Source organism: Achromobacter sp. NFACC18-2 (assembly GCF_900108985.1).
GTDB lineage: Bacteria > Pseudomonadota > Gammaproteobacteria > Burkholderiales > Burkholderiaceae_B > Achromobacter.
The window spans coordinates 20,055-33,042 of sequence record NZ_FNYM01000015.1 but is presented as its reverse complement, the minus strand read 5'-3'; the positions used below and the strand labels follow the sequence as shown (position 1 = coordinate 33,042).

At 64.6% G+C, this 12,988-nt stretch carries 15 protein-coding genes; 5 read left to right on the top strand and 10 right to left on the bottom strand.

Annotated features, from left to right (window positions below):
- Positions 1-11 precede the first annotated feature (11 nt).
- Complete coding sequence (locus BMW75_RS21365) at positions 12-794, top strand: 3-oxoacyl-ACP reductase (RefSeq protein ID WP_092581763.1); 783 nt, start codon at positions 12-14, stop codon at positions 792-794.
- Positions 795-897: 103 nt separating this feature from the next.
- Entirely contained in the window at positions 898-1,119 is a 222-nt protein-coding gene (locus tag BMW75_RS21360) for a hypothetical protein (protein ID WP_092581762.1), read from the top strand.
- Positions 1,120-1,187: 68 nt separating this feature from the next.
- Here BMW75_RS21360 and BMW75_RS21355 read toward each other — a convergent pair whose 3' ends face one another.
- Both BMW75_RS21355 and BMW75_RS21350 read right to left on the bottom strand, forming a co-directional pair.
- The gene (locus BMW75_RS21355; protein ID WP_254792093.1) at positions 1,188-1,469 is read right to left on the bottom strand and encodes a hypothetical protein; all 282 of its coding nucleotides are present in this window, start codon (positions 1,467-1,469) and stop codon (positions 1,188-1,190) included.
- On the bottom strand, positions 1,469-1,942 hold the full coding sequence (locus BMW75_RS21350; protein ID WP_092581760.1) for a DUF2778 domain-containing protein: 474 nt from the start codon (positions 1,940-1,942) through the stop codon (positions 1,469-1,471). Before BMW75_RS21350 ends, BMW75_RS21355 begins: the two co-directional genes overlap by 1 nt.
- A gap of 449 nt (positions 1,943-2,391) precedes the next feature.
- Here BMW75_RS21350 and BMW75_RS21345 point away from each other — a divergent pair, with 449 nt between their 5' ends.
- The 3 genes from BMW75_RS21345 to BMW75_RS29925 are packed head-to-tail and all read left to right on the top strand — an operon-like array spanning position 2,392 to position 4,556.
- Complete coding sequence (locus tag BMW75_RS21345) at positions 2,392-3,624, top strand: tyrosine-type recombinase/integrase (protein ID WP_254792092.1); 1,233 nt, start codon at positions 2,392-2,394, stop codon at positions 3,622-3,624.
- Positions 3,625-3,635: 11 nt separating this feature from the next.
- Complete coding sequence (locus BMW75_RS21340) at positions 3,636-3,869, top strand: hypothetical protein (protein WP_092581758.1); 234 nt, start codon at positions 3,636-3,638, stop codon at positions 3,867-3,869.
- Between the two features lie 39 nt (positions 3,870-3,908).
- Complete coding sequence (locus BMW75_RS29925; RefSeq protein WP_092581757.1) at positions 3,909-4,556, top strand: CatB-related O-acetyltransferase; 648 nt, start codon at positions 3,909-3,911, stop codon at positions 4,554-4,556.
- Positions 4,557-4,569: 13 nt separating this feature from the next.
- Here BMW75_RS29925 and BMW75_RS21330 read toward each other — a convergent pair whose 3' ends face one another.
- From BMW75_RS21330 to BMW75_RS21295, 8 genes are all read right to left on the bottom strand, one after another.
- On the bottom strand, positions 4,570-5,028 hold the full coding sequence (locus tag BMW75_RS21330; protein ID WP_092581756.1) for a hypothetical protein: 459 nt from the start codon (positions 5,026-5,028) through the stop codon (positions 4,570-4,572).
- Positions 5,025-5,528: a lysozyme gene (locus BMW75_RS21325; protein WP_092581755.1), complete on the bottom strand. Its 504-nt coding sequence runs from the start codon at positions 5,526-5,528 to the stop codon at positions 5,025-5,027. The genes BMW75_RS21330 and BMW75_RS21325 overlap by 4 nt, the downstream gene beginning before the upstream one ends.
- Positions 5,512-5,730, bottom strand: a complete 219-nt coding sequence (locus BMW75_RS21320) for a DUF7940 domain-containing protein (protein WP_092581754.1) — start codon at positions 5,728-5,730, stop codon at positions 5,512-5,514. The genes BMW75_RS21325 and BMW75_RS21320 overlap by 17 nt, the downstream gene beginning before the upstream one ends.
- Positions 5,727-6,083: a hypothetical protein gene (locus BMW75_RS21315; RefSeq protein WP_092581753.1), complete on the bottom strand. Its 357-nt coding sequence runs from the start codon at positions 6,081-6,083 to the stop codon at positions 5,727-5,729. Before BMW75_RS21315 ends, BMW75_RS21320 begins: the two co-directional genes overlap by 4 nt.
- A gap of 1 nt (position 6,084) precedes the next feature.
- Complete coding sequence (locus BMW75_RS29230; protein ID WP_139208575.1) at positions 6,085-8,214, bottom strand: right-handed parallel beta-helix repeat-containing protein; 2,130 nt, start codon at positions 8,212-8,214, stop codon at positions 6,085-6,087.
- A gap of 115 nt (positions 8,215-8,329) precedes the next feature.
- Positions 8,330-10,588 carry a lytic transglycosylase domain-containing protein gene (locus BMW75_RS21305; protein ID WP_217646956.1) on the bottom strand — a complete coding sequence of 753 codons (2,259 nt, stop codon included), beginning with the start codon at positions 10,586-10,588 and terminating at the stop codon, positions 8,330-8,332.
- A gap of 5 nt (positions 10,589-10,593) precedes the next feature.
- A complete protein-coding gene (locus BMW75_RS21300; RefSeq protein ID WP_092581751.1) occupies positions 10,594-11,814 on the bottom strand; it encodes a hypothetical protein in 1,221 nt (406 codons plus the stop codon).
- A gap of 3 nt (positions 11,815-11,817) precedes the next feature.
- Positions 11,818-12,987 (bottom strand): hypothetical protein, encoded by a 1,170-nt coding sequence (locus tag BMW75_RS21295; RefSeq protein ID WP_139208574.1) that lies wholly within the window; start codon positions 12,985-12,987, stop codon positions 11,818-11,820.
- Between the last annotated feature and the right edge of the window lies 1 nt (position 12,988).

The following is a 12,988-nucleotide window of genomic DNA, read 5'->3' as shown; positions in this document are numbered from 1 at the left end:
ACCGTTTACCCATGTCATCGCAACGCCCGCAACTGAACCTGGACCAGCAACTGGTCATCGTCACCGGCGCCAGCCGCGGCCTGGGCGCCGCCATCGCCCAAGCCTTCCTGCGTGAAGGCGCCCGGGTCGTCATCAACTACCTGAACAGCGCCGATCGCGCGCAGGCGCTCGCGGCGTCCGCCCCGGACTGCGCCCTGGCCGTGCAGGCCGACGTGCGCGACCCGGCCGCCGTGGCCGCGATGGTCGCGCGCGCCAGCGAGCATTTCGGCCAGCCGGTCCACACCATCGTCAACAACGCCCTGCCCGCCTTCCAGTTCAACGGCGACGCCCGCCCCCACGCCGACACGCTGGACTGGGCGCAGATGAACGCCCAGCTCGAAGGCAGCGTGCGCGCCGCCCTGAACACCACGCAGGCCGCCCTGCCCGGCATGCGCGCCGCCGGCGGCGGACGCATCATCAACGTCGGCACCAACCTGGTCCAGAACCCGGTCGTGCCGTACCACGACTACACCGCCGCCAAGGCCGCCCTGCTCGCTTTCACCCGCACCCTGTCGCACGAGCTGGGCGCGGACGGCATCACCGTCAACATGGTGTCCGGCGGCCTGCTGCGCACCACCGACGCCTCGGCCGCCACGCCCGACGCCGTCTTCGACATGATCGCCGCCGGCACCCCGCTGCGCGAAGTCACCACGCCCGAACAGTTCGCCGACGCGGTGCTGTTCTTCGCCAGCCCGTGGTCGCGGGCGGTGACGGGACAGAATCTGATTGTGGACGGGGGGCTGGTGAAGGGGTGATGACGGAGGTGACAGCGCCATTCGGCTCGCCGCCCGGCTGAGGCCGACCGATGCATCGTGTGTTACGGTGGAACGGCAGATTCACCAAAACTCAGGAGACACGATGAAGACGCAGATCACCTACCGAAAGCTCGACGGCGGCGAGGGCGTGGCCCTCGTGAATGGCGGAATTTCCGAACTGCATCAAGCCAAGCAGGATCTTGCAAACTGGCTGGACTTGCCCGAGACGGATAGTTCGGCCGCAGACCACGAAGATGTGGACGGCAGGCTGCGGCGCGGCGGAATCGAGCCGGGGTCGGTACGATTCAATCACATCAGCGAGTAGCAACAACCGGACAGCCCCGATTTTTATCTGGGCTGTGCTTGTGCGACGCTGGAGCCGGCGAAACCGAACTACGGGACAGGCGTCTTGCACCGACGCAAACCGCGCACGGCAATCCAGATCAGCGCGGTCGCCAGAACCACGGTCATCGCTGCAGCGGTAAAAACCACAAGGTATTCGACGTCGGCGGCCTCTTCGCAGCAGCGAATCTCTACGTGCCGGTTCACTTGCTCCCAGACCCACTGCGGAATGGGGGCCCACAAACTCGGGTCACGAATCCAAAGTAGCGTCAACCCGATCGTCGACACGATAAGCCAAAGAGCCAGAAGAAAGTAACGCAAAAGCCTGCGCATCAAAGACCCCTTGCGCATCGCACGTTCACGATGCCGTAAGCCTTGAGTACGGATCCGGGAATAGCGGTACCTTCGCTCCCCAAAAGCGTCCTGCGCACAGCCGCAAAGTCCGAGGCGCTATCGATGGTTATGCACCCTTCGCTGATTCCCCTCCGGCCTTTGGGATGTAGCCGGAAATTTCCGCGCTCAACTTCATGGCAGAAAACCCAATCGTCCACTTTACTGTCTTGAGCATAGAGAGCAAACCAATCCCATCGGCCGCCTATCCACGTATTAATCGCACTTCGCAGGCCACTGGTCGGCCGATCCACAATGTAATACTTGCCGGCTGGAATTGGCCCCACATTGCGTAGGCAGGCGGACTCACACTGGTTGAAGTGGCCCTCCTTTCCTGAGAAGGCATTCACGGACAGCCCACGGCCTTTTAGCTTGCTCATGGGTTGGCTGTTGAGCAGGAAATCCCATTCGAACATCGGCGGCTCCAAAATGTGATCGACGGTGCCAGGGTGCGCTATTCGTCCAAATTGGTGAATAGGCGTGGTCCGATAGATTTGCCTTTCATGGGCTCCAATCGTAAGCAGGTATCATCTGGCCTTGTCCTTCGCACCGGCTGCCTGTACCCCGGATCGTAGCCAGATGTGCAGCTAGACCGGTCCTTGAACGGCAGCGCCGACAATCGCAATAATCACCGGTCTACCAACAACATGAAACTCGCCACCTGCAAGCCCGATCCGGGTGGCCTGCTGTTTCCCAACATGCACCCGATCCCTCGCCAGCCCGCATAAACGCGGGCTGTTTTGTTTCCCGGCGTTGCATGTAGTACTTTGCTGGCGACAGTTCAATGAGTAGCCAGGTGAGTAGCCAGAGCGCCTAGCTACTCATTTCAGAGGGGATTCGGGTGGCAAAACGGGAAAAACATCTGTTGGACGACATCCAGCTTAGGCGCTGGGTCAGCGCGGGCGAGAAGCTGGCGCGCAGCGACGGCGACGGACTGACCTTCACCCTGTCAGCGGCTGGTACCGCGACATGGGTGCTGCGCTATCGCCAAGGTGGCCCGCAAAAAGAAGTCACGATCGGGAATTACCCCGACATTTCCCTGGCGGCTGCGCGCAAGGCGGCGCGGGATTTCAGGGCGGCAATCGACCGCGGCGCCGACCCTGCGCTGGAGAAGCAACGGACCAAAGCCCGGGCAACCAAAGTATCGAACGTTCGGACGCTGGTCGAGGACTTCCGCGCCAAGAAGCTCTCGGGCTTGGCCGCCGACACCATCACCTACCGGAATTGGGATCTGGACAAGGTGATCTTGCCCAAGCTGGGCGTCATTCCCGTGGACCAGGTGCAACCGTCCGACGTCGTGCACATGCTCACGTCAGCAAAGCGCACGTGGACGATCAGCAAACGGATCCTGACCACGGCCAAGCAGCTTTTCGCCCACGCCTGCGGCCTGCGCCTGATCGACACGAATCCGGCCGCCGGCGTAGATCTGGTATCCCTCATGGGGCCGCGCCCGCCGATCAAGCGCCGCGTGATGCTGACCGAGGCCGAGCTACGCGGCCTGCTAGCCAACATCGAGGATATCGGCACCGAGAACGCCTTGGCGCTGCGCATCCTGCTGGCCACCTGCGTGCGGTCGGTGGAGCTGGCCAAGGCCCGGTGGGAGTATGTCGACCTCGACCGCGGCACCTGGTGGGTGCCAGAAGAACACGTCAAGGTCCGCCGCGGCTTCACCGTGCCGCTCACGCCGACCGTAGCCGGCTGGTTCCGCCAACTGCAGGCCCTGGCCGGCACGTCGGAATGGGTGCTGCCGGCCAGGCACGAGCGCCGCCGGCGCAACCAGGGCGGCGACACGCACGTCGGAGAAACGACACTCTGGGCAGCCATCCGGCGCGCCTTCGACCGCGGCGACCTGGACATCCGCCGGTTCACCCCGCACGACACGCGCAGCACCGCCAAGGGCCACATGCGCAATCTGGGCGTGAGCAACGAAATATCGGAGCTGGCCCTGAATCACAAGCTCAAGGGGATGGAGGCGATCTACGACGTGCGCGACGACATCCCCGAACGCCGGGCCGCGCTGGAACTCTGGGCGGCCTACCTAGAGAGCTGCGCCAGCGGCAAGGACTGGAACGTCACGCCTCTGCGCGCGGCGTCCTGAAAGGGGGGAACATGAACGACAACGGAATCCTGGAGCAGGTGCCCGGGCAGTACGTCGGCGAGGCGCTGAAGACACTCCCGCCCGCGGCGACCGCCGAAGACCGGGAATACCCGGTGGAAATCGACGCCGGCCACGCCGGCCGCGTCCGCATCTTCTTCCGCAAGCAGAAGGCCAAGCGCGGCAAGTTCAGCCACTGGTTCTGGGTGGCAAAGCGGGCGGAGCGGGTGCAGGTCGCCAAAGGCTAGAATCGAACCCGCCATATAGTTGGGTCACCGAGGGAAGGGATGAAAAACAAGAAATTTGCGGCCATGGGTTTGACCGTCCTCGACGGTTACGAGCCGAGAAAGTTTAGGTTTGAGCAGGGTGTGACCCTCGGGAAGTGCGAAGTCCTCGCCGGCGCCGCCTTCGGCTTTCAGTCGTACATGAACAGCGGATTCGTTCGAAGCTCTGTGATCGTCGGCCGCTACTGTTCCATCGGGCGCAACGTGACGCTTGGATCGGGCGCGCATGACTTGAGCGCCCTTTCCACCAGCCCATTCTTTCAGACGAACAGCAATCCCCCTGTCCTGAAGTTCGCCGACCCGGCCCGCCGCATTCGAGTTCTTGTTGGTCACGACGTGTGGATTGGTGACAACGCCTACATCATGTCCGGCGTCACAATCGGGGATGGCGCGGTCGTAGCAACGGGCTCCGTCGTGACCCGCGATGTGGCGCCATATTCCATCGTGGTGGGAACGCCGGCGAAACACTTCAAATGGCGGTTCGAAGATGAGTCGATCCGCGACCGGCTGGCCGCGCTGCGATGGCACGAGTTCGACCCGGAGCGGCTGAAGGGGCTGGACATCGGCCAGATCGAAACGGCGATAGCTGAGATGGAATCATGGCCGGAATCTGCCCGCACGCACAGGGCGGTCAACTACCAGACGACCTGACGCCGGACCGGCCCTAGGGGTGTATGCCGAGGCCTCGGATATAGCCCTGTAGGCCATTCACCTGATCAGCCCATCGAGAAGCATCTTTTCCCAACTGCTCATATCGTCCGACACACGATCCAATAATTCCGATCCAGTCGGGGCCGGCTGCATCAAGTCCGCTGCCGGCGCTGGGAGTTTCGGCGCGCCGCCGGGCAAGCTGGCGCAGCAGCCCGTCAATGCGGCCACGCTGAGCGGCAACAGTCTTTTCAGCAGCCTCTCGCGCCAGGATGGCGCCGCGGTGTTTGGCATCAGCACGATCTCTTTCCTCCTGCCATGCGCGCTCGATGGCGACCTGGCGCTTTTCGATTTCCGACTGCTTGGCGTCCGCGCCGGCCTGGTACTGGGCGGCGCCGTACCAGCGCAGGCCCAGCGCGGCGCCCATCACCAGAGCTGGGCCAATCAGGTAGGGCCACGCGGCGCGCGGGATCATTTCGGCAGGTCCGTTTCGCACAGCGCGCGCTCAGCGGCGCGGCGAGAGACGAGGCCGGGCAGCATCTTCCCGCCGGCCCAGACCCACTGCGGCTTGCCGCTGTCAGCCTGGTTCATGGCGCGGCATGCGCCCGCCCAATCGCCAGCATTGAACCGGCGCGCCGTCACCGATCGGCAGTAGGCGCCCACGCCCACGTTGTAGGCGAAGCTAACCGCGGCAGCCGTCTGGTTCGTGTGCCCGGCAAGCCCAGGCGTGCATGCCAGGACGCCCTGCGCATGCTCGACCAGATCCTGGTCCAGCAGGATCCGGCATTCCTCTACGGTGTAGGGTTTGCCCAGCACGGCCGTCGCAGTATGGCCCGCGCATGCTGTCACGATGCCGATGGGGTCTTTGTAGCCGCGCAGCACCATACCCTCGAACTTGGGGACGACAGACAGCAGGATGGCAGCGGCGCCCGCGCCAACAGTGCCCTGCAGGGTGCGCTTAGTTCCGGTCTTCATTGGTCAGCCTCGGCTGGGAGATAACGCGCGCGATAGCCGCGCAGAGGGAGAAAAGACCGGCGCCGATCACTATCAGCGGCGGCCGGCCGGTGAGCCACAGATTCATGCCCACCTCAAAGGCGGATAGCAGCGCCGCCAGCAGAGACAGGCGCACGCTCCACAGGCGCGGGAACTTGCGGCGCCAGCCCTGGATCAGGTTCATTTCAGGTAGTCCTTGCCATGCTTGATCACCATCCAGAACAGGCCCAGCAACATGGCCCACGTGCTGCCCTTCAGCAGGTGGGTGATTACCTCGCGCCGGATCTGTTGACGCTGTTCCTCGCGGGCGATCAGCAGCTCGTGATAGCGGCGGTGCCCATCGAAGTCGCCGCCGGGGAAGGCAGTCTTGACTGCCGACGAGAGGGCCAGCATTTCCCGGCGCAACGCTTCCATCTCGCTCTTGTTCTCCGCGTGATGGGCCGCCATATCAAGGCGTTCCTCCTGCCGCCATTGCTGGATCTGGGCATGCAGGCCGCGAAGGTCCGCACTGCTGGCGCCCAGATGCTCGGGCGCCACGTCAGAACCCCTGAAGGGTGAAGAAGAAGGCTGCGTCAACTGCCACCCCCGCGTTATCCCGGGTCGTGACGTCTATAGTCGAAGCGTCGATGATCGAGCACATAGCCGATATCGGGGACGTGCCCTTGCCTGTAGCTTGGGGGAACAGGGTCTGATTCGTGGTGGCTGGGGTGCTCAGCACCACCCGCACCACCCCAACACCTGTCCTGGTGACAGAGGCGATTCCCTTCGCGACCACAATCGTCGCCGTGCCGTTGTTGTTGATGTTCCCCACGGCTAGGCTTTTTTGCACGAAGGGACTGTCTTGCCTGATAAACGCCGCGGTGGAATTGAACGGCGTGATGTTGCCCACAAAGGAAAGATCCATGCCGACCTTTGCGCCATACCCAGCGCTCGGGCTAGCCGCGCTGATGGCGATCATCGTGTCGGCAGTATCCGTTTTGCGGAACACCACGCCGTCAATGACACCACGCTGCGTCGCCGCCTGCGAATTGATGCCGGTACAAGCGCCACCGGACGTGATTCCGATGTCCTGAATCACGCCCTTTCCAATCGTGTATTCCTCGACGGTGTTCTGGAAGTTGATGCCGGCGCGAAGACCGCCGCGGATCGTGAAATCACCGATCACCACCCGCCGGTAGTTGCTGACGACCACGTTTCCATCAATAACCTGCTGCCCAAAGCCTTCGACATGGTTCCCGGTCAGCTCCAGATCCTCACCGATGTTCTGTTCGGTCGCATCGTGGGCCACCGCGAAAATGCCCGCGCGGTTTCCTGCGGAGTTCGAGGGGTCGGCGATGATGATGTTGCCGCGAACCTTCAGCCGGCGCGGCGGCGCGAAGCCGTCTACCAAGTTGTAGCCGCCCTTGTCGAGCCCGATGCCGATGTGGGCATTGAAGATGACGTTGTCGGCGAAGGTGATGTCGGTGCCGCCGTGCGTGTCCAGCGCCTTCCAGGATGGGCAGTGTCGCACGACGTTCTGCGCGATGACGCCATAAGCGCTGTTGCGATAGTCAGTCAGCGTGCCGTCGGCGTTCGTGCAGTGGTAGATCCGGGTCGCCGTGACGCCATACACGTTGTTGTTGGGGTCGATGCCCTCGGCGGGGAAACCCGGCGCCATGTATTCGATCTTGTTGCCGGTCACGTCGAATTCACGGCAGCCATACATCCGAACGCCGTCGCGGCCGCAGTGCCGGATGCGGTTGAAGTTCGCAGAGAACCGGTCGATCTGATCGGCGATGATTCCCGACTGGCCCCATCCCTCGATCACGCAGTGGCGCACCACGATGTCCGAGGACGTGCCAGAGACAGGCGTCGGTGGGTTGGCCGGGTAGTTGGGGTTGTTGTAGAAATACTGGTCGTAGCGGCCTGAGATACTGATCCCAATAGATCGATAGATCGGTTGAACCGTGAGCCCGTAGAAGGGTCCGCGCAGTTCCAAGCCATTGAACTCGATACCCGTTGAGCCAGGTTCAACGCGGAACCCGCAATACTCAACGCCTACCGAGCTGGTCGCGCTTTCGTCCTTGTTCGGCTGCGAGATCACCGCGCCATTCCCTCGAACGATCGTATTGGATTTCACCGTCGGGCCGTTTGCATCCTTCCACAGGTAGATCCCGCCCTTCCTGAACTCAACGACTGCTGCGCCGGAATTCAACGCGAGCTGCACAGCGCTGGTGTCGTCCGCCACGCCATCGCCAACCGCCCCGAAATCGTCAACATTGACAACTTCCCGCAATTTATCCTGAACCGTCCGGGGCACTGCGCCCGCGCCGGACTGGATGAATCCGATCAGGGATGACCCATCAGATGCCGCAAGATCTTCCACGATCTCGACCAACTCCTGGGGAGATACGGCACTGGTGACGTCGTCCTGCGTCCAGACGGAGACCTCGTCGCGGTCCTTGAGGACGAAGGTGTAGACCTGATCCGTAAGCAGGTAAACGACCGCCTCCCCCGAAGCATCCAATACAATCGGGTTCGTATTGGCGGCGCTCTGCTGCGCGTCCTGGTAGGTCGGCGCCGGCGTGGTGGTCTTGTTCTGATAGGTGTAGAGCTTTGCCCCGACCATCGGCCGACCGTAGTCGTCGATGGCCTTGAAGCGGGGCAGGATATAGGACGCGACGGCCATTTTTCGACCTCAATAAAAAGCCCCGCTCGGGGCGGGGCAGAATCGGATGAATGATGAACAGTTCTGGCGCGTCTTGATCGGCGGCGCCATTCTTGGGGTTATGCCCTGGATCACGTCATGGCTGAAACAGTTGATTCAGGGCTGGAGCGGCCACGACGCCCGCTGCCGGCAAGACACCGGATATGCGCTCAGCAAGCTGTGGTGCGATTTCTGGGCGGCGTGCTATGAGCGCTGCCGCCAGGCGGTTCGGCCCGCGCAGGTACGGGAGCGCGCCCGCCGCGAGCCCTACTGGGAAGAGCGGATTGGCGGCGGAAAGCGTGGCCGCGCCGACCAGGGCGGCACGGTCGAACGTCCCTGAATTCGGGACCGTCGTGTTCATGACGCCGCGCCCGGCGTCCGACAGATCCTGCATCAGCGCACCCCCGCGCGCGTAGGCGTTTTTCCGAACCGTCCCGTCCGCCGCACGCACTGCGGCCGAGAACTGCGCCGGCGTGAATACGCCCTCATCCGCGCCCGTCGCGCTCGCCGCGCGCTGCAACCGAGTCAGCATCGAATAGGCCTGGTTGATGGACGCCAGTTCCTGCGCGACCTGCGGGTTCGAACGGGTGAGCGTTTCACGCAGCGAAGCCTGCAGTTCCGTGATCGCCATGCCCAGCTCGCGCTCGCCGGCGACCGCGCTGCTACGGTAGTTCGCACCCAGGCGGCCCAGCTCGCTCTCGATGGCGCGGTAATTCTGGCCGGTGGCGCCGCCCTGGCGCGTCAGCCGCCCTATAACCTGGTCGCGCAGGATTGTTTCGAACTGCTGTGCCTGCGCGGGCGGCAGCGTCTGCGCCATCTGCTGCAGCGTGCCGATCTCCTGGGCAAACTGGTTGTCAGCTCGGAAGTTGAGCCGCGGGATGATGTCGTCGTAGGCGTCCCCCACGATGCGCTGCACTTGCTGCATGCCTTCCCGGCCGGTGGCTGTGACGCGCTGGCCCAGCGGCGCGACAGCGCGATTCAGCGCCGCCTCGTTGAATTCCTGAATCCCCCGCTCGCGCGCGCCGCGAATAGCGTCCCCCACGATGGGGATGGAAACCGCCTTGTCTTCCATGCGCTGCGCCGTGCCGCCCAGCAGCTGTCCGGGCGTCGGCGTCACCCCTTCATCCAGCAGCGTCTGCACGTTGGGATTGACGGACGCGCGCGGGCTGATAACGCGGGAAAGCGCATTCCCAACGCCCGATAGTGCACCGCTGGAGACTCCGCCTACCGCCATCTGCCGCAGCTTATTCTCTGCGTAGTCTCCCCCCTCAGTAACCGGCTGGAGGCCACCAAAGACTGCGCCAGAGCCTGCCGCAGTTGCCATCGACGCCGGAACAGACAATCCTGCGGCCGGCGCCATCGCGGCGGCCAGCGGCGCAGTCGCCGCCACGCTGCCAGACAGGCGGGCCCAGTCAAAGCCATCGTTCCCTGTGGCGCGGCGGGCGGCCTGGTATTGCTGTTCCTGCTGCTGGACGCCCTGGTTGACGTCCTGCGCCGTAGCGGGCGTCATGCCGAGCGCGCGCGTGACCGGGCCGATGACCGGCAGTTCGTTGACATACTGCGTGGCGGAGTTGACGGCGTCCACCACTCCACCAGGCGCGGCATTCACCAGGAGTTGCGCGCCAGCGTTCAGCGGGTCGACCACGGCGCCCTGCGCCATGCGGCCGAAGGCGCTGGCCTGGATCTTCTGTGCTTGCGTAGGCTGTGCGGCAGTAGCGGCCGCGGCTGGGTTCGACTCTTGGGACATTTCGACGCGCAGCGCACCGTCGGGGCTGCGCGCCGGGGTATCTGCGCCTTCCCATTGCACGGTAGACCAGTCCACCTCGCCCGGCTTGGCGAGTGCCGCGGCCGGCGGCGCGGCGGGCTCATCCCACGTCACGCTGTTCCAGTCCACATCCGGCGCGGGAGCCGCAGTAGCGGCCGGGAACACAGAGGCCGCAACCGTGTCCAGCACGCCCGGCTGCCCGCGCATGCCCGCCACGATCTTCTCGACGTAGGGGACGGTTTCCTCGGGTTTGGGGAGGTAGCGCATCCAGTCTGCATCGCCGGCCTGCTGCGCACGCGCCAGCGCGCGGTCGACGTTGCCGGGCCCGGCGTTGTAGGCGGCCAAGCCCTTGCGCACGTCGCCGCCGTAATAGTTGACCATGGCGCCCAAGTAGTCCTGCCCCACGCGCGCACGCTCCTCCAGGCTGTCGTCGGCCGCTGGGCGCACGCCGAATCCCGGGTCGCGGTTGGTGGCGTCCATCACTTGCATGCGGCCCTTGGCGCCAACGGGAGACGTCACCACGCGGCCGGCGGCGTCGTAGTCCCGGTTTCCGCTCTCGGCCTGCGCGACAAGGCGCAGCAGATCGTTCATGGCCATTACTGGATCACCTCGCGAGTGCCATCCTTGTATTCGACGACCTGGCGACCATCCGGCAGGCGGCCGCGTCGAGCGACCTCACGCGCCGGGCCGGCGCTGGTGGCTGCGCCAGTTGCCGGCGCGGCCGCAGCGCCAGCTTTACGCCGCGCGCGCTCCAGACCGTTTGCGACGATGCTGCGCAGTTCCTGCAGCGATTTGACGAATTCGGCCTCAGACTGCGACCGCTCCAGGCGCGCGATAGCCTGCGTGGCCTTCGTGCCTTCCACTTCCGTGATCTGGCCGCCGCCCTTGAGGCTTTCGAAGGCCTGCAAGAACGCCTGCCCCTTGATCTGGTCCAGCACCGCGTTGAAGTCGGCCGCGTCGGTGCCCGGGATGATCGGGAGCATGGACGAGGCGCCCGTGGCATAGCCGCGCCCGGGGTGATTGATCGCCTGATCGATGACGCCCATGATCTGGTTCGCGGTCGCCTCGGCCTGCCCGAATTCCTGCTGGTTTGCCGCCTGGGCTTTCCCCTGAGCAGTGCCATACGCCTTCGCTTGCGCTGCTGCGCCCTGGCCAGCGGCGTCCAAGGTCACCGGCATCAGCGGTTGGCCGTTCGGCCCAGTAGGGATGCGCACGTTGCCATTCCGGTCGATCTGCGCAAAACCCTGGTTGGTCTGCACCGGTGCGGAATACGTGCCGCGCTCCAGCTCTGCGCGCTGCGCCGGCGTCATCATCGACTGGTTGATCTGATTGCGCCACTGATCGAATGACGCCTGATCCGCCGGCACCTGTGCCAGCCCCCGCTGCGCTTCTTCCGGGGTCAGGATCCCCGCCGACACACCGCTCTGGATGTACTGGCGGGCGGCCTCGGGCGTCGCAGCGGTGGCGAAACCCTGCTGCGCCCACTGCTGCTTTCGCATCGCCAGCCCGACGCCCTGCAGCTCGTCCTGACGATTCAGGCGCTGCTGCTGGTTTGCCAGTTGCGCATAGGCCGGAACTTGGCTCGGTGCAGCCTGCGCGACCTGGCCCAGGCCGCCGGGCGTAAGCTGGCCTTGAGCGTCGAAAACCTGCCCCTGGCGCAGGACGTCAGCCAGCGCGTTGCGCTCAGTCGTCATGCGCTGCTGATCGGCAAGCTGGCCTTGCGCGGCTTGCAGGCGGACCGCGTTCATCAGCACGTTCTGCGGGCTTTCGATCTGGGCCGGGCGAACCTGAAGGGGAATGCTCGTGTCGAGTGCCATGATTTACCACCATCCGTTGAGGCCGGAACCGCTGCTGAGACCGCCGACGCCGGCAGTCGGTTGGAACGCACCGCTGTAGCCGCTCGTCCCCTGAGGCCGGTTGGCCGCATAGCCGGCAAGCGCGTTCGTCACCGAACCGATGCCGCTGTTGATCGCGTTCTGTTGACCGACGATGCCGGCCGCAGCCGCATTCCCGGCCTGCAGCGTGTTGTTGCTGACCTGGTTTGCATAGCCGCTGCCGACCCCTGAAAGCGCCGACGCCGACGACTGACCGACGCCGGTAACGCCCATCAGGCGGTTGTAGATGTTGTTCTGGTTCGTGTTGAAGGCGTTGAAGCCCGTCAGGTAGTCGTTGTTGTACCGGCCGTAGGCGTTCTGGTACTCCTGGCTGGCGAGCCCGGAGTTGAACGCTGCCAGGTCCTTCGCCGCGCGCCCGGAGTTGAGGCCGCCGCGCGCGGCCGCCATGCGCTCGATCGCCTGCTCGCCCTGCTGCTGGCGGAACTGGTATCCAGGATCGGCGTTGAAGTCCGACATCGAGAAAGGCGTGTACTCGCGGTAAGTGTCTAGCAACGAGCCGTACAGCGGATCCTTCTGCGCGGCAGCCTGGGCAGCCGCCTGATCGGCCAAGCGCTTCTGGATGGCGGCTTCGAGCGCGGCCTCATTGTCGGCGCCGCCTCCGGGCTGGTAACCATCTGCATACTGCCAATAGCTGATCGGCATGTCGGCGTCGCCGCCAGTGGTGGTGTCGACCTTGTAGCCCCATTTCTGTTTGTATGGGTCGTACCCCCAAGTCGCATTCGAGGCGCCGGAGATTCCCAATTCCGCCAAGCTCGGTGGGTTTCCGCTCATGCCACCGGAGCCACCGGAACCGCTGAACTGCGGCAGCAGTTCCTCCCGGATCTGGTCATAGGTCAGGTTGGCAACGCTCTGCCCGCTCGGGCTGACGCCGCCCAGCCCCAAGCGGTACGCCAGCGCGTTCATGCCGGACGAGCCGAAATCCAGGTAGGGCTGGAGGTTCGCCTGATTCTGGTCGTAAATGTCCCGCTGGAGCTGGTTGGCGTCCGCGGCGGACTGGGCCTGCGCATCTGCCGCCTTCCCTGCGGCGCTGGAACTCATCGAGCTGCTGGCAACGCCTGCAACCGCGGTCCCCACTCCTACTGCTGCTGCGACCATT